This is a genomic window from Amycolatopsis taiwanensis DSM 45107 (assembly GCF_000519205.1).
Taxonomy (GTDB): Bacteria; Actinomycetota; Actinomycetes; order Mycobacteriales; family Pseudonocardiaceae; genus Amycolatopsis_E; species Amycolatopsis_E taiwanensis.
Genome location: NZ_JAFB01000014.1, coordinates 62,890 through 78,498, shown reverse-complemented (window position 1 = coordinate 78,498; position 15,609 = coordinate 62,890). Strand labels below are relative to the sequence as shown.

The following is a 15,609-nucleotide window of genomic DNA, read 5'->3' as shown; positions in this document are numbered from 1 at the left end:
GCCCGGCTGGCTGCCGGGCGAGGAAAAGGCTCTCCCAAGGGCCCTGTCCGGCCCACAATGGCAACGTAACCAGACACCCGAGCAAAGATCACTCCCCGGCGAGTGATCTTCCCGGCACCCGAAATCGCGGCACACACCCGAGGAGCCCCGATGACCCAGCTCTCGCCCCTACTCAAGCAGGCCACCCCGGTCGTCGTCGATCACGGCGAGGGCTGTTATCTCTACGGCGTCGACGGCAACCGCTATCTCGACTTCACCGCGGGCATCGGGGTCACCAGCACCGGCCACTGCCATCCCCGCGTGGTGCGGGCGGCGCAGGAGCAGGTCGGGAAGCTGATCCACGGCCAGTACACGACGGTCATGCACCAGCCGCTGCTGCGGCTGACCGAGCGCCTCGGCGATGTGCTGCCCGCCGGGCTCGACTCGCTGTTCTTCGCCAACTCGGGCAGTGAGGCGATCGAAGCCGCGCTGCGGTTGTCCCGGCAGGCCACCGGAAGGCCGAACATCGTGGTGTTCCAAGGCGGTTTTCACGGCCGCACGGTCGCGGCCGCGACCATGACCACCTCGGGCACCCGGTTCAGCGCCGGGTTCTCGCCGCTGATGAGCGGTGTGCACGTCGCTCCCTTCCCGTATGCGTATCACTACGGCTGGGACGAGGCGACCGCGACCAAGTTCGCGCTGCGGGAGCTGGACTACCTGTTCGCCACGATCAGTTCTCCGCAGGAGACCGCCGCGTTCTTCGTCGAGCCGATGCTCGGCGAAGGCGGGTACGTGCCGGGCAACGCGGAGTTCTTCGCCGGGCTGCGAGAGCGGGCCGACGAGCACGGGATCCTGCTGGTGCTGGACGAGATCCAGACCGGTTTCGGCCGCACCGGCAAGTATTGGGGACTCGACCACTTCGGCGTACGGCCCGACGTGGTGACCATCGCGAAGGGCCTGGCGAGCGGCTTCCCGCTGTCCGGCATCGCGGCGTCGCAGGAACTGATGGCGAAGGCGTTCCCGGGCTCGCAGGGCGGCACCTACGGCGGCAACGCGGTTTCGTGCGCGGCGGCGCTGGCCACCCTGGACGTGATCGAAGATGAGGGACTGGTGGACAACGCGGCGGCACGCGGGCAGCAGTTGCTCGAAGGCGCGCGGCTGGTGGCCGACAAGACCCCGGCCATCGGAGAGGTGCGCGGGCTCGGCCTGCTCATCGGCTCCGAGTTCACCACCGCCGACGGCAAGCCGGACACCGCCACCGCACAGGCCGCTCAGCAGGAGGCGGCGAAGCGGGGACTGTTACTGCTCACGTGCGGGGCATACATGAACGTGGTTCGGATGATTCCGCCGCTGGTGGTCAGCTCCGAACAGGTCGATGAGGCACTGGGTATCTGGGGTGAGACGGTCGCGGCCGTCACGAAGGGATGAACATGGCTCGATACATCACCATCACGCTGGACAAGCGCGGCGTGTCCTGCCGGGCACTGCTGCTCGACGACCAGGCGCCGCGCACCTGTCGCGCGGTCTGGGACGCCCTCCCGCAAAGCGGTTCCGCCTACCACGCGAAATACGCGCGCAATGAGATCTACACGCTGGTGCCGCCGTTCGCGCAGCCGCAACCGGGCCGGGAGAACCCGACGGTCACCCCCATTCCCGGGGACGTCGTCTATTTCGGTTTCGAAGCGTGGGAAATCGGCAATCCGGCCTACGGTTACGAGGACTCCAGCGAGGCGCACGGTGCGCAGGGCGCGACCGACCTGGCCATCTTCTACGGCCGGAACAACCTGTTGATAAACGGCGACGCCGGCTGGGTGCCGGGCAACGTGTTCGCCACGATCGTCGAGGGCCTGCCCGAAATGGCGGCGGCCGCGCAGGATCTCTGGCTGCGCGGGGTCGAGGGAGAAACCCTCTCCTTCGCCAGGGCGGACTAGGGACTGTTCGAGTGGACGCATCCTAATCGGCTCACTCATTCGTGTGGTCTGGAAGTCACGGGAACGGATTCACCCACCCGGGGTGACGACTCGACGAAAGGCCGGGGGTTCGCTGCACCGAACCCCGGGTCGGTCACTCGACCGACGGATGGATGCTCACTCGACAGTGGGGAATAACCGCACGGGAAAAGGTGAAGGTGTCGTTGGGTTAGCCCCGACACGCTTTTCGATCAGCGAGGACAGGGCCGCCCGGGGTTCGCAAAGATTGACATCTCCGGGCGGCTCCGAAAATACTCTCCTCGCTTTCGAAAGCAGGCACTTTCACGCAATTGAATCCGATAAGGAGCCCGTGAATGCACCCGTCCTTCACCCACTTTCACCACCCGCACGACCTGCTCGGCAACCTGGTGGCCCACCTCGGGCACTTCCTGAGCTGGCTGGTCTGATCTAGCGTTCCAGACCGCAGGAGGCGAAACGGCCGGTTTCTCGCTGTTTTCCAGCAGCGAAAACCGGCCGTTCGGCTGCCGTCGCCGGGCACCTGCCGGCAACGTCGGCGTACTACGCTGATCGGCATGGACGATGCCGTCGCAGCCCGCTTCGCCGAGATCGTCGGCGAGCACGACCTGCTCACCGGGGACCGGATTCCGGAGGACTACGCGCGCGACGAGTCCCTCACCTGCGAGCCTTCCAAACCCGCCGCCGTGGCCAAGCCGGCCACGGCCGAAGAGGTCGCCGCGCTGCTGAGGACGGCCGCCGAGCACGGCGTGCCGGTCACCGCGCGCGGCACCGGCAGCGGCCTGTCCGGCGCCGCCCGGCCGCGCCCCGACGGCCTGCTGATCTCCTTTGAACGCATGAACTCGGTGCTGGAGATCGACGTGGACAACCAGGTCGCGGTCGTGCAGCCGGGTGTGACACTGGCCGAGCTCGACCGATCCACCGCCGCCGCCGGCCTGGCCTACACGGTGTACCCGGGTGAGCTGAGCGCCAGTGTCGGAGGCACCGTCGGCACGAACGCGGGTGGCATGCGTGCCGTGAAATACGGCGTGACCAGGAACAACGTTCTCGGGCTCCAAGCGGTACTGCCGACCGGCGAGATCATCCGCACCGGCGGCAAGACCTCGAAGATCTCCTCGGGCTACGACCTCACCCAGCTCATCATCGGCTCGGAGGGCACCCTCGCGCTGGCCACCGAGGTGATCGTCAAGCTGTACCCGAGGCTCGCGCACACCTCGACCCTGCTGGCCCCCTTCGGCGACCTCGACAAGGTCATGAAGGCGGTGCCGAAGATCCTTGCCAGCGGGCTGACCCCGGACATCCTCGAATACATCGACAACCTGACGATGGCCGCGATCGTCTACACCGAACAACTCTCGCTCGGTGTGCCCGACGAAATCCGCGACGCGACGCAAGCCTATTTGGTGGTAGGCCTGCAAAACCGCGACTCGGACCGGCTGGACGGTGACGTCGAGCGTGCCGGGGAACTGCTGGCCGACCTGGGCGCGGCGGACGTCTACGTGCTCGACGGCGGGTCCGCACGAAAACTCATCGAAGCGCGGGAAAGGGCTTTCTGGACGGCGAAGGCCGCGGGCGCGGACGACGTGATCGACGTAGTCGTGCCGCGCTCGGAGATGCCCGGTTTCCTTGCCACGGTACGGGAAATCGCCACCGCCGCCGAGGCGGGCGCGATCGGTTGCGGACACGCCGGAGACGGCAACGTGCACCTCGGCATCTTCTGCAAGGACCCGCAGCGGCGGCACGAACTCCTGCACGACATCTTCGCCGCGGGCATGGCCGCGGGCGGCGCGATCTCCGGCGAGCACGGTATCGGCGAGGCGAAGAAGGACCATTTCCTGGCCCTGGAAGATCCGGCGAAAATCGCGCTGCTGCGGCGGATCAAGCAGGCCTTCGATCCGCGGAACATCCTCAACCCCGGCACCCTGTTCGACTGACCGGGTCAACCCGGTGACCCCTGATTTCGTCAGGGGGCGCCGGCTGCCTGGTTCAGTCCGAACATGCGGGTGATCAGCCGGTCGCGTAGCCCGGCCGGAAACCGGGCCAGGACGCCGGCCATGCGCGCATCGGCTCCTGCAGTGTAGAGATTCTTCGGCCGGGTGGCCTCCGCTGCGCGGAGGATCGCCTTCGACACCGTTTCCACGTTCCCGAGCCGTTGCTTCTCCATCGCCGGCCCCATCGCGACAAGCTGTTTTTCGTACAGGGCAACGCGATCCGGGTCCGTCGTCGCCAGCGTGCCCTGGGCCGCGGATTCGGCATTGCGGAAGATCGCGGTGTCCATCGCGCCGGGCTCGACGACCACCACGGGGATGCGCCACGGCGCCAGTTCGAGCCGTACTGCGTCGGACAGGGACTCCAGCGCGGCCTTGCTGGCTGGCGAGCACGCCGAGGAACGGGAGAGAGACCCGGGCGGTCGGCGCGCTGATGTTGATCACTCGTCCCTTGCCCTGTCGAAGCAGCGGCAGGAAGGCCTGCGTGACCAGTGCCGGTCCGTAGAGGTTGACGGCGAACTGCCGGTGCAGTTCCTCGGCGGGAACCAGTTCCATCGGCCCCCCGACGATCACCCCGGCATTGTTGACCAGCACCTGAAGTCCGCCGGGCTGGTCCGCGGCGATCTCGCGGCACGCCGCGTCGATGCTCGCCGGGTCGGTCACGTCCAGCACCACCGGCCGAACGCCGGTGCGGTCGAGCGCCGGGTGGTCGCTTCCCTGTCACACGCCCGCGTAGACGCGGTAGCCGCGGTCGGCGAACGCCGCGGTCGTCGAGACACCGATGCCGCCACCGGCCCCAGTGATCAGCACAGCCTTGTCCGACATGAAATGGTCCTCCCGACATGTTTATTTATACATGTCATGTTGTACATCTAGAAGTCAAGAGCTACAGGTCAGGTAGGTTGGAGCGGTGTCATTGCACTACGGCTTGCTCGGTCTGCTGGCCGGGCAACCGGCCAGCGGCTATGACCTGACCCGGCGGTTCGAGGAGGTCCTCGGATCGATCTGGCCCGCGAAGCATCCGCAGATCTACGGCGAGCTGAACCGCCTGGCGAACGAGGGGCTGATCGAGGTCGACGCGGAGGGCCCGCGCCGACGCAAGGTCTACCGCATCACCGACACCGGGCTCGCCGATGTCCGGCGGTGGCTCGCCGAAGGACCGGTCGACCACACGATGCGGGTCGAGCCGCTGCTGCGCTCGCTTTTCTTCTGGCTCATGTCCCCGGACGAACTCGCCGAGCACCTGGACCGCGAAGTGACCGTCTACCGCGAGATCGCCGAGGTGTACCGGACCTACGCCGCCGCGAAGGACCGCGGAGACTTCGGCGACAGTTCCGAGACCCGCTCCATGCGGGTGACCATCGAAGCGGCCATCCGTCTCTACGACGCCCTCGCCGATTGGGCCGAGTGGGCCAAGTCGGCCCGGCTGGGCAACTCCTGAATCCAGCTCCGCACCGCCCGCCGGAGGAGATCAACGACTCACCGCCCTTGATCACTGACAACCACAACGGCGACTGGCTAGGCTTCATCCGCGAAGTGTGCCGCCGGGAGCCGAGTCATGGTTTCCTTACCGGGCAAGCACTTCACCCCACATGTCACCCCACACCGCGCGAAACGCGGCAGGCTAGGAGCGAGATGAACGGCGCGCAGTCCCTGATCCGCACGCTCGTCGACGCGGGAGTCGACGTGTGTTTCGCCAACCCGGGCACCTCGGAGATGCATTTCGTGGCCGCGCTCGACAGCCTCAAATCCTCCAGCGCCCACGAGCTCGACGCCGATGCCTCCAACGCCGGCGAGCACGACGCCGACACATCCGGTGAACCCGAGATGCGCGCGGTCCTCGCCCTCTTCGAAGGCGTGGTGACCGGCGCGGCCGACGGTTACGCGCGGATCGCGGGCAAACCCGCGGCGACCCTGCTGCACCTGGGCCCCGGTCTGGGCAACGGGCTGGCGAACCTGCACAACGCTCGCCGTGCACACACGCCGGTCGTCAATGTCATCGGCGACCACGCGACATACCACAAGCAGTACGACGCCCCGCTGGAATCCGATATCGACGCCGTCGCCGGCTCGCTGAACGGCTGGGTTCGCCGGTCGCAGAGCCCCGCCGAGGTGGCTGCGGATGCCGCGCTCGCCGTCGCCGCCGCGCAGAAGGCCCCGGGGCAGGTGGCGACCCTCATCCTGCCCGCGGACGTGTCGTGGGGCGATGGGGGCGAACCGGTCAAGCCGGTACCGCCACGGGTCCCGCAGCGGGTCACCGATGTGCGGGGGATCGCCGAGGTGCTGCGCACCGGGGCGCCGGCCGCGCTGCTGATCGGCGGGCCGGCCTGCCGCGAACCCGGGTTGCTCGCGGCGAGCCGGATCGCCGAGGCGACCGGGGCGAAGGTGTTCATCGAGACCTTCCCCGCCCGGATCGAGCGCGGTGCGGGGCTGCCCGCCATCGAGCGGCTGGGGTATCTCGCCGAACATGTCACCTACCAGCTCGACGGCGTGAAGCACGTGATCGTCGCCGGCACGAAACCGCCGGTGTCGTTCTTCGCCTACCCGGGCAAGCCCAGCGAACTGGTGCCCGAGGGCGCGCAGGTGCACACGCTGGCCGGGCTCGACCAGGACGTGGTGGCCGCGCTGAAGTCGCTTGCGGACGAGGTGGCGAAAGACAAGCGGCCGGCCGTCCAGCCGGCGCGCCGGCCGGCGTTGCCGAGCGGGCCGCTCACCCCGCAGAACTGGGTCGAGGTGATCGGCGCGCTGCTGCCCGAGGGCGCGATCATCTCGGACGAGGCGAACACCTCTGGTGTGCTGTTGCCCGCGGCCACCGCGGGTGCGCCGCGCCACGACGTGCTCACGCTCACCGGCGGCGCGATCGGCCAGGGCCTGCCGGTCGCGGTCGGCGCCGCCGTGGCCGCGCCCGACCGCCCGGTGGTCGCGTTGCAGGCCGATGGGAGCGCGCTCTACACGATCTCCGCGTTGTGGACGATGGCCCGGGAGAACCTCGACATCACCACGATCGTGCTGAACAACCGGGCGTACGCGATCCTGCGCATGGAGTTGCAGCGCGTCGGTGCCGAGGCTGCCGGCCCGAAGGCGAACGACCTGCTCGACCTCTCCCGGCCGGACCTGGACTTCGTCAAGATCGCCGAGGGGATGGGCGTCCCGGCCACCCGCGCCACCACGGCCGAGGAACTCGCCGAGCAGTTCGCCCGGGCCCTGGCCGAGCCCGGCCCGCATCTGATCGACGCGATCGTGCCTCCGCTGATGTAACACCTCCTTGTTCACCGGTCGCTGCCGCGCGCCATCTGGCAAAAGTTGTCCCTAACAGAGTGCACGGGGACTATTGAGATGAACGACGCGACGTGGCAACGGCATCGGGAGGTGCGCCATGAGCGAACAGGTCTCCCACCAGCGAACGAACGTGATGAGCAAACTGCGTCGAAACACTGGCGGAGAGTTACTCGCGGAATTTCTCGGAACCGCGGTTTTGATCATGTTCGGATGTGGTTCTGTCGCTGTCGCTGTCGCTGGGTTGCCTGGTTCGGGTCGGCAGTCGGTCCCGTTCGGCGCGGCGAACTGGTTGATCATCGCCTGGGGTTGGGGCCTCGCGGTCGTGTTCGGTGTCTATGTGGCCGGCGGGGTCAGCGGCGCGCACATCAATCCGGCGGTGACCCTCGCGTTCGCCATCCGGCGAAAGTTCCCCTGGGCCAAGGTGGTTCCCTACTGGGCGGCTCAAGTGGTCGGCGCGTTCGCCGGGGCGGCCGTGGTGTACGCCGTTTACCACAACGCGATCGACTTCTACAACGCCACCCAGGCCCCACCGCTGACCCGGCCCGACTCTCTGCCCACGTTCTCGATATTCGCGACGTTCCCCGCGCAGTACTTCGGGGGCGTGTGGTGGGGACCGTTCGTTGACCAGGTTGTCGGTACCGCGCTCTTGGTCGGCATCATCGCGGCGCTGATCGACCGCCGGAATATGTCACCGGGGTCCAATGTCGCGCCGTACATGATCGGTTTCGTCGTCGTGGCGATCGGCCTGACCTTCGGGACGAACGCCGGTTACGCGATAAACCCGGCCCGCGACTTCGGCCCTCGCCTGCTCACCTTCGCCGCGGGCTGGGGCAACAAGGCCTTCCCGGGGAACGGGGTGTGGTTCAGTAACTACTGGTGGATACCGATAGCCGGGCCGCTCGTCGGCGGGGTTCTCGGCATCCTGATCTACGACCTCTTCATCGGGCAGGTGCTCGCCGCGCGGGTGGCCGCGGGCGAAGGTCCCGAGCCCGGCCGCGTGCCCCCGCAGCGTGTGTCGACGGAGGAGGAACGGGTGGCCGCGGAGGAACGGGAACGGGAACGCGCTGCCGCGGAAGGGCGGCGTCCCACCGAGTGAGTCCCCCCGAGTGAAGGACAAGCCCAACACCGCCTGGTTCACGCGTCGTGACATCGAGGAGGACGAATGGCGTATGTCGCCGCGGTTGACCAGGGCACGACCTCGACCCGGACGATGATCTTCGATCGCTCGGGCCGGGTCGTGGCCTCCGATCAACGCGAACACGAGCAGATCTTCCCGCAGGCGGGCTGGGTCGAACACAACCCCGAGGAGATCTGGCAGAACGCCCGGACGGTCACGGCGGGTGCGCTGGCAAAGGCCGATCTGCGGATAGCCGATATCACCGCGGTCGGCATCACCAACCAGCGTGAGACGACTGTGGTGTGGGATCGCAACACCGGCAAGCCGGTGTACAACGCGATCGTCTGGCAGGACACCCGAACCGACAAGATCATCGACGAACTCGGCGCGCTGGGCGGCGGTCAAGAGCGCTATCGCGCCAAGACCGGCTTGCCGCTGGCCACCTACTTCTCCGGGCCGAAGATCAAATGGATCCTGGACAACGTGGACGGCGTCCGGGCCAGAGCCGAAGCCGGCGACCTGCTCTTCGGCAACATGGACACCTGGCTGCTGTGGAACATGACCGGTGGACCCGATGGCGGGGTACACGTCACCGACCCGACGAATGCCTCACGCACCCTGCTGATGGACCTGGACACCCTAGCCTGGGACCCCGAAATCGCCGCGGATCTCGGTATCCCGGTATCGATGCTGCCGCAGGTCAGGTCCTCGTCCGAAGAATACGAACACGTCCGCGAGCGGGGTGTGCTGGCAGGGGTGCCGATCGCGGGCATCCTCGGCGACCAGCAGGCCGCCACCTTCGGACAGGCATGCCTGTCCGTCGGCGAGGCCAAGAACACTTACGGCACCGGCAACTTCGTGCTCCTCAACACCGGCACCGAAAAGGTCATGTCACAGAACGGACTGCTCACCACCGTCTGCTACAAGATCGGCGCCAACGACACGGTCTACGCCCTCGAGGGCTCGATCGCGGTCACCGGTGCGCTGGTCCAATGGCTGCGGGACAACCTGGGCATGATCTCGACCGCGGCCGAGATCGAAGACCTCGCCGGCACCGTCGAGGACAACGGCGGCGCCTACTTCGTACCCGCCTTCTCCGGCTTGTTCGCCCCCTACTGGCGCTCCGACGCACGCGGCGCCATCGTCGGCCTCACCCGATACGTCAACAAAGGCCACCTCGCCCGCGCCGTCCTGGAAGCCACCGCCTTCCAAACCCGCGAAGTAATCGAAGCCATGAACGCCGACTCCGGCGTCCCCCTCAAATCACTCAAAGTAGACGGCGGCATGGTCGTCAACGAACTACTCATGCAATTCCAGGCCGACATCCTCAACGTTCCCGTCATCCGGCCAGTCGTCAACGAAACCACCGCCCTCGGCGCCGCCTACGCCGCCGGACTCGCCACCGGATTCTGGGCCAGCGAAGACGACATCCGCACCAACTGGGCCCAGGACAAGGAATGGACCCCCAACATGGCCGAGGAGACCCGGGAAACCCAGTACCGCAACTGGAAGAAGGCGGTCACCAAAACCTTCGACTGGCTCGACTGACAAAACCCCGCCCAGTCTCCCCAACCCATAACCCGGACACCCCAACCCAGAACTCACCCTCCCGAACCCAGAACTCACCCTCCCGAACCCAGAACTCAGACACCTGAAGCCGGAACACACGCGTCCGAGCCGGGGACACGCCGGAGCCTGGCGTGTCCCCGGCCCAGGCGCCCGAGTCCCCGGTTCAGGCGGGCGAGTTCCCGGCCCAGGCAGGCGAGTTGCCGGTTCAGGCGGGCGAGTTCCCGGCCCAGGCGGGCGAGTTCCCGGTTCAGGCGGGCGAGTTGCCGGTTCAGGCGGGCGAGTTCCCGGTTCAGCGAAGCGAGTCGCACTCGGCGACGGTGAGCGCGCTCATCACCAGGTCTGTCACGATCCGACGGGCGCCGCAGCCACAACGCTCGTAGGTGATGAGTCCCTCGCTGGTGAAGTGTCGAGACTCTGTGATCCACTCGTGCTCGTTCGTGGTGTGCATGTCCCCCACCGTGCTGTAATGGCCTTATGCAGTTCAACCATTACGGCAGGGATCCGGTTCTCCTGGGCGTCAGCCTGCTCAACGAACCGTGCTCGAGCGCGGCCGAACTGGGACATCGGTGCAAGGCAGCGGGCTTGGTCCTCGCCGCCCCTCCCACCGACGAGGACCTCGTCGCGGTGCAATCGTTTCTCTCGGGCTGGGAGCGCGTCGTCGCTTGCACCGAGCACACGCAGCGAGCGGCACTGCTGAACGCACTGATGGCCGAATATGCCTCGGCACCATGGCTGACCGACCATGCGGGTACCGGATGGCACCTTCACTTCCGCGAACCCGATGTCGACACGCCCCGTCAGATCGCGGCACTGATCAGCGTGGGAACGGCCCTGCACCTCAGTGGGCTCGGCATGGACCGGTTGGGCGTGTGCGCCGCCGACGGGTGCGCGAAGATATACGCCGACATCTCCCGGAACGGGCGCCAGCGGTTCTGCAGTCCGACCTGCGCCAATCGCGAGGCCGTTCGCCGCCATCGGGCCAGTCGCACCGCGACACCCACCGGGTCATCCGCCGCCTGAACCGGCTACGAGTGAAGGGCACCGTTGGAGCGCGAACGGTGCCCTTCACTCAAGGGCTGCTACTCGAAGATCTCGCCCTTCTCCGCCTTGTCCACAAGGGACTGTGGCGGGGTGAAGTGGTCACCGTAGCGGTCGGCCAGTTCGCGGGCACGGGCTACGAAGCCGGCCAGGCCGCCCTCGTAGGAGTTGATGTACTGGATCACGCCACCGGTCCAGGCCGGGAAACCGATCCCGAAGATGGACCCGATGTTGGCGTCGGCCACCGAGTTCAGCACGCCCTCGTCGAAGCAGCGCACGGTTTCCAGTGCCTCGGCGAACAGCATCCGCTCCTGCAGGTCCTTGAACGGCACGTTGGCACTACCCGACTTGAACGCCTCGCGCAGGCCGGGCCAGATCCCGACCCGCTTGCCGTCGGAGTAGTCGTAGAAGCCGGCGCCCGCGGACTTGCCCTTCCGGTCGAACTCTTCGACCAGCCGGTTGATGACGGCCTCGGAGCCGTGCTCCTTCCACACGCCACCGGCGGCCTCCACCGCCGCCCGCGTCTCCTGCCGGATCTTGCGCGGCAGGGTCAGCGTCAGTTCGTCCATCAACTGCAGCGGCGGTGCCGGATAGCCCGCCTGGGCGCCGGCCTGCTCGATCGAAGCGGGTTCGACGCCTTCACCGACCGCGGCGACGGCCTCGTTGAGGAACGTGCCGATCACCCGGCTGGTGAAGAAGCCGCGGCTGTCGTTGACCACGATCGGTGTTTTCTTGATCTGCAGGGTGAAATCGACGACCTTGGCGAGCGTGGCGTCGGAGGTCTTCTCCCCGCGGATGATCTCCACCAGCGGCATCTTGTCCACCGGCGAGAAGAAGTGGATGCCGATGAAGTCCTCCTGCCGCCGCACGCCCTGGGCGAGCCCGGTGATGGGCAGGGTCGAGGTGTTCGAGCCGAGCACCGCGTCGGGGTTGACGATGTGCTCGATCTCGCCGAACACCTTGTGCTTGAGCTCCTGGCTTTCGAACACGGCCTCGATGACGAAGTCCACGCCGGCGAAGTCGGCCGCGTCCGCGGTCGGCTTGATCCGCGCGAGCAGCTCGGCCGAGCGCTCCTTCGTGGTCCGTCCACGAGAAAGCGCTTTCTCTTCCAGCTTGACCGCGTAGCCCTTGCCCTTTTCGGCCGCTTCGAGGGAAACGTCCTTGAGCACCACGTCGATCCCGGCCTTGGCGCAGACATACGAGATGGCCGCGCCCATCATTCCGGCGCCCAGCACGCCGACCTTCCTGGCCTGGTACTTCTCGTAACCGTCCGGCCGCGAGCCGCCGGAATTGATGGTCTGCAGGTCGAAGAAGAACGCCTTGGTCATGTTCTTGGCGACCTGACCGGTCACCAGGCTGACGAAGTACCGCGTTTCCACCAGCGTCGCGGTGTCAAAGTCGACCTGGGCGCCTTCGACCGCGGCGGCCAGGATCGCGCGCGGCGCGGGCATCGGCGCGCCCTTGAGCTGCTTGCGCAGGTTGGCCGGGAACGCGGGCAGGTTCGCCGCGAACGACGGCGTGGACGGTGTGCCGCCGGGGATCTTGTAGCCCTTGACGTCCCAGGGTTGCGCCGCCTCGGGGTTGGCCTTGATCCATTCCTTGGCACGTGGTAGCAGCTCGTCCACAGTAGACACGAGTTCGTGCACCAGGCCCAGCTCGACGGCCTTCGCCGGTCGGTGCCGCTGGCCCTGCATCAACCAGTTCAGCACCGCGTTCTGGATGCCCAGCAACCGGACCGAGCGGGTCACCCCGCCGGCGCCGGGCAGCAGGCCCAGGGTGACCTCGGGGAAGCCGATCTGGCTGCCCCGCACGTCGGCGGCGATCCGGTGGTGGCAGGCCAGCGCGATCTCCAGCCCGCCGCCGAGCGCGGCGCCGTTGATCGCGGCGACCACCGGCTTACCGAGCGTCTCCAGCCGCCGCAGCTGCGACTTGAGCTTCGTGGACCTGTGGGTGATCTCCTCGGCATGCTCGGGCTTCGCCTGGATCAGGTCCTTGAGGTCACCGCCGGCGAAGAAGGTCTTCTTGGCCGAGGTGACCACCACGCCGGTGATCGAGTCCTTTTCGGACTCCAGCCGGTCCACGGTCGCGGCCAGCGACGCGCGGAAGTCGTTGTTCATCGTGTTCGCGGACTGGTTGGGATCGTCCAAAGTGAGCACGACGATCCCGTCGGAGTCCTTGTCCCAGCGAATAGTCTCGGCCATGGTCACACCCGCTCGATGATCGTCGCGATACCCATACCGCCGCCGATGCACAGCGACAGCAGCGCGCGCCGGGCCTGGCGCCGCTCCAACTCGTCCACCATGGTGCCCAGGATCATCGCACCGGTCGCGCCGAGCGGATGCCCCATGGCGATCGCGCCACCGTTGACGTTGACCTTCTCCTCCGGCAGCTTCAGGTCCTTCATCCACTTCAGGACCACGGCCGCGAAGGCCTCGTTGAGTTCGAACAGGTCGATGTCGTCGAGGGTCAGCCCGGCCACGTCGAGCACCTTGAGGGTGGCGGGCGTCGGGCCGGTCAGCATGATCGTCGGGTCCGAGCCGGTGACCGCGGTGGCCACCACGCGGGCCCGCGGCGTGAGCCCGAGGTCCTTGCCGGCCTGCTCGTTGCCGACCAGCACCAGTGCGGCGCCGTCCACGATGCCCGACGAGTTGCCGCCGGTGTGCACATGGTTGATCTTCTCCGCCCAGTGATACTTCTGCAGCACCACCGCGTCGAAGCCACCGAAGTCGCCGATCCCCGCGAACGACGGCTTGAGCTTGGCCAGCCCCTCGACCGTGGTGCCCGGCCGGCGGTGCTCGTCGTGGTCGAGGATGGTGACGCCGTTGAGGTCCTTGACCGGCACCACGGACTTGGCGAAGTACCCACCGGCCCACGCGGCCTCGGCCCGCTGCTGGGAGCGCACGGCGAAGCGGTCGACGTCCTCCCGCGAAAAGCCTTCGAGGGTGGCGATCAGGTCGGCGCCGATGCCCTGCGGCGCGAAATAGCTGTCGTAGTTGGTCACCGGGTCGGCGAACATCGCCCCGCCGTCCGAGCCCATCGGCACCCGGGACATCGACTCGACACCGCCGGCGACGATCAGGTTCTCCCAGCCGGACCGGACCCGGGCCGCGGCCTGGTTGACCGCCTCCAGACCGGACGAGCAGAACCGGTTCAGCTGCACACCGGCCACCGTGTCGGGCAGGCCGGCGGCGATGGCCGCGCCGCGCGCGATGTCCCCGCCCTGGTCCCCGACCGGGCTGACCACGCCGAGCACGATGTCGTTGATCGCGGCCGGGTCGAGGTTCGGGTACCGGGCCTGAAGTTCCTTGACCAGGCCCACGACCAGGTCGATCGGTTTGGTCCCGTGTAGGGACCCGCCCTTGTTCTTGCCACGAGGCGTGCGGATCGCCTCGTAGATGTATGCCTCGTTGCTCACACCGACGGTCCTTCCCTGCCTACAAGGCTAACGACTATTAACATAGACCCACAAAACACCTGGTGCAACGGCTACGAGCACGGTTACAGTGTGCTCACTATGGACAGGCCTGGCCGCCGTCAAACCGACCGGAAGGAACAGCTGGCCGCCGTCGCGGCCGGGCTGTTCCGCGCGCGCGGCTACGCCGGCGTCGGCATCAACGACATCGCCGCGGCGGCCGGCGTCACCGGGCCGGCACTGTACCGGCACTTCGCCGACAAACAGGCGATCCTCGCCTACGTGCTGCTGTCCGGGCTCGAGGACCTGGAACGTGGCACGGAGGAGGCGCTCGCGGCGCTGGAGCACGGGCGGATCGAGGCGCTGCTCGGCCGCCTGGCAGCCGCATCGGTGGAGAGACGCGACATCACCGCGTTGTGGCGCTGGGAAGGCCGGCACCTCAAACCGCAGGACCAGCGCGAGATCGCGAAGCGGTCCACTGCCGTGCTCGGCACGTGGACCAAGATGCTGCTCACGGTCCGCCCGGAGTTGGCCGCACCCGATGCGGAACTGCTGTGCTGGGCGACGCTGAGCGTGTTCGGCAGCGTGGCGGTGCATCACACCAGCGTGGCCAGGCAGCGGTTCGTGGCCCTGCTGGTCGATCTCGCCAAACGGGTCCTGCACGCGGAGTTGCCGAGCGGCGTGCCCACGCCTCCGGAGGCGCCGGTCACGTCAGGTATCGGCACACGATCACGGCGCGAGCAGTTGCTGACGGCGGCGACCGAACTGTTCCACCGCAACGGCTTCCACGCCGTGAGCATGGAGGAGATCGGCGCGGCCGCGGGCATTTCCGGCCCCAGCATCTACAAGCACTTCCCCAGCAAGGCGGCTTTGCTCTGCGCGATCGCCCGCCGCGCCGCCGGCCGTCTGGCGCTCGACGCCGAGCAGGCGCTGCGTACCAGCGCCGACGAAACCGAGGCATTGCGGCGGCTCGCGGAGTCTTACGTGCGCGCACTGACCGGGTCGTTCGAGCTCGCCGTGGGACTTTCCGCCGACCGCGCGAACATTCCGGAACGGGACCGGGCCGATCTCGTTCGTGTGCAACGGGATTACGTGGCCCAGTGGGTCGACCTGCTCCGCACCGCGCGGCCGGGGTTGACCGCTCGCGAAGCCAAGATCACCGTGCACGCGGCGCTGACCATCGCGAACGACCTCACCCGCACCCGCCGCATCGCGAGCCGCCCGCGGCTGGCGATGGAACTCGTCGCGCTGATGAACGCGGTGCTCAACGACTAGCCCGGT

The 15,609-nt window shown here is 67.6% G+C and carries 13 protein-coding genes and 2 pseudogenes; 9 read left to right on the top strand and 6 right to left on the bottom strand.

Annotation, left to right across the window (positions count from 1 at the left end; all coding sequences use genetic code 11):
• The first annotated feature begins 150 nt into the window (after positions 1-150).
• From A3CU_RS0112525 to A3CU_RS0112510, 3 genes are all read left to right on the top strand, one after another.
• On the top strand, positions 151-1,407 hold the full coding sequence (locus A3CU_RS0112525) for an aspartate aminotransferase family protein (protein WP_027942583.1): 1,257 nt from the start codon (positions 151-153) through the stop codon (positions 1,405-1,407).
• A gap of 2 nt (positions 1,408-1,409) precedes the next feature.
• Positions 1,410-1,910, top strand: a complete 501-nt coding sequence (locus A3CU_RS0112520) for a DUF3830 family protein (RefSeq protein WP_027942582.1) — start codon at positions 1,410-1,412, stop codon at positions 1,908-1,910.
• Between the two features lie 572 nt (positions 1,911-2,482).
• Complete coding sequence (locus A3CU_RS0112510; protein ID WP_027942581.1) at positions 2,483-3,859, top strand: FAD-binding oxidoreductase; 1,377 nt, start codon at positions 2,483-2,485, stop codon at positions 3,857-3,859.
• 29 nt (positions 3,860-3,888) lie between these two features.
• Here the strand turns inward: A3CU_RS0112510 and A3CU_RS53925 are convergent.
• Positions 3,889-4,284 (bottom strand): annotated as a pseudogene (locus A3CU_RS53925) (hypothetical protein); the annotation flags it as partial.
• A 34-nt stretch (positions 4,285-4,318) separates the two neighbouring features.
• Positions 4,319-4,594 (bottom strand): annotated as a pseudogene (locus tag A3CU_RS55580) (SDR family NAD(P)-dependent oxidoreductase); the annotation flags it as partial.
• A gap of 229 nt (positions 4,595-4,823) precedes the next feature.
• Between A3CU_RS55580 and A3CU_RS0112500 the strand changes: the two are divergent.
• The 4 genes from A3CU_RS0112500 to glpK all read left to right on the top strand — a co-directional run bounded on the left by A3CU_RS0112500 (position 4,824) and on the right by glpK (position 9,857).
• Positions 4,824-5,354: a PadR family transcriptional regulator gene (locus A3CU_RS0112500; RefSeq protein ID WP_027942580.1), complete on the top strand. Its 531-nt coding sequence runs from the start codon at positions 4,824-4,826 to the stop codon at positions 5,352-5,354.
• Positions 5,355-5,548: 194 nt separating this feature from the next.
• Positions 5,549-7,171: an acetolactate synthase large subunit gene (locus A3CU_RS0112495; protein ID WP_027942579.1), complete on the top strand. Its 1,623-nt coding sequence runs from the start codon at positions 5,549-5,551 to the stop codon at positions 7,169-7,171.
• A 118-nt stretch (positions 7,172-7,289) separates the two neighbouring features.
• The gene (locus tag A3CU_RS44525) at positions 7,290-8,288 is read left to right on the top strand and encodes an MIP/aquaporin family protein (protein ID WP_084143227.1); all 999 of its coding nucleotides are present in this window, start codon (positions 7,290-7,292) and stop codon (positions 8,286-8,288) included.
• Positions 8,289-8,354: 66 nt separating this feature from the next.
• Positions 8,355-9,857: a glycerol kinase GlpK gene (glpK, locus tag A3CU_RS0112485; RefSeq protein ID WP_027942578.1), complete on the top strand. Its 1,503-nt coding sequence runs from the start codon at positions 8,355-8,357 to the stop codon at positions 9,855-9,857.
• A gap of 95 nt (positions 9,858-9,952) precedes the next feature.
• Here the strand turns inward: glpK and A3CU_RS51025 are convergent, their stop codons facing one another.
• Both A3CU_RS51025 and A3CU_RS53460 read right to left on the bottom strand, forming a co-directional pair.
• A complete protein-coding gene (locus A3CU_RS51025) occupies positions 9,953-10,186 on the bottom strand; it encodes a hypothetical protein (RefSeq protein ID WP_084143226.1) in 234 nt (77 codons plus the stop codon).
• Positions 10,168-10,326 (bottom strand): hypothetical protein, encoded by a 159-nt coding sequence (locus A3CU_RS53460; RefSeq protein WP_169739624.1) that lies wholly within the window; start codon positions 10,324-10,326, stop codon positions 10,168-10,170. Before A3CU_RS53460 ends, A3CU_RS51025 begins: the two co-directional genes overlap by 19 nt.
• Positions 10,327-10,352: 26 nt before the next feature.
• Here A3CU_RS53460 and A3CU_RS0112475 point away from each other — a divergent pair, with 26 nt between their 5' ends.
• Complete coding sequence (locus A3CU_RS0112475) at positions 10,353-10,898, top strand: CGNR zinc finger domain-containing protein (RefSeq protein ID WP_027942576.1); 546 nt, start codon at positions 10,353-10,355, stop codon at positions 10,896-10,898.
• Between the two features lie 59 nt (positions 10,899-10,957).
• Here the strand turns inward: A3CU_RS0112475 and A3CU_RS0112470 are convergent, their stop codons facing one another.
• The gene (locus tag A3CU_RS0112470; RefSeq protein WP_027942575.1) at positions 10,958-13,123 is read right to left on the bottom strand and encodes a 3-hydroxyacyl-CoA dehydrogenase NAD-binding domain-containing protein; all 2,166 of its coding nucleotides are present in this window, start codon (positions 13,121-13,123) and stop codon (positions 10,958-10,960) included.
• Positions 13,120-14,331, bottom strand: a complete 1,212-nt coding sequence (locus A3CU_RS0112465) for an acetyl-CoA C-acetyltransferase (RefSeq protein WP_027942574.1) — start codon at positions 14,329-14,331, stop codon at positions 13,120-13,122. Before A3CU_RS0112465 ends, A3CU_RS0112470 begins: the two co-directional genes overlap by 4 nt.
• A 99-nt stretch (positions 14,332-14,430) precedes the next feature.
• Between A3CU_RS0112465 and A3CU_RS0112460 the strand changes: the two genes are divergently transcribed.
• Positions 14,431-15,603, top strand: coding sequence for a TetR/AcrR family transcriptional regulator (locus A3CU_RS0112460; RefSeq protein WP_027942573.1), 1,173 nt, complete (start codon positions 14,431-14,433; stop codon positions 15,601-15,603).
• Positions 15,604-15,609 lie beyond the last annotated feature (6 nt).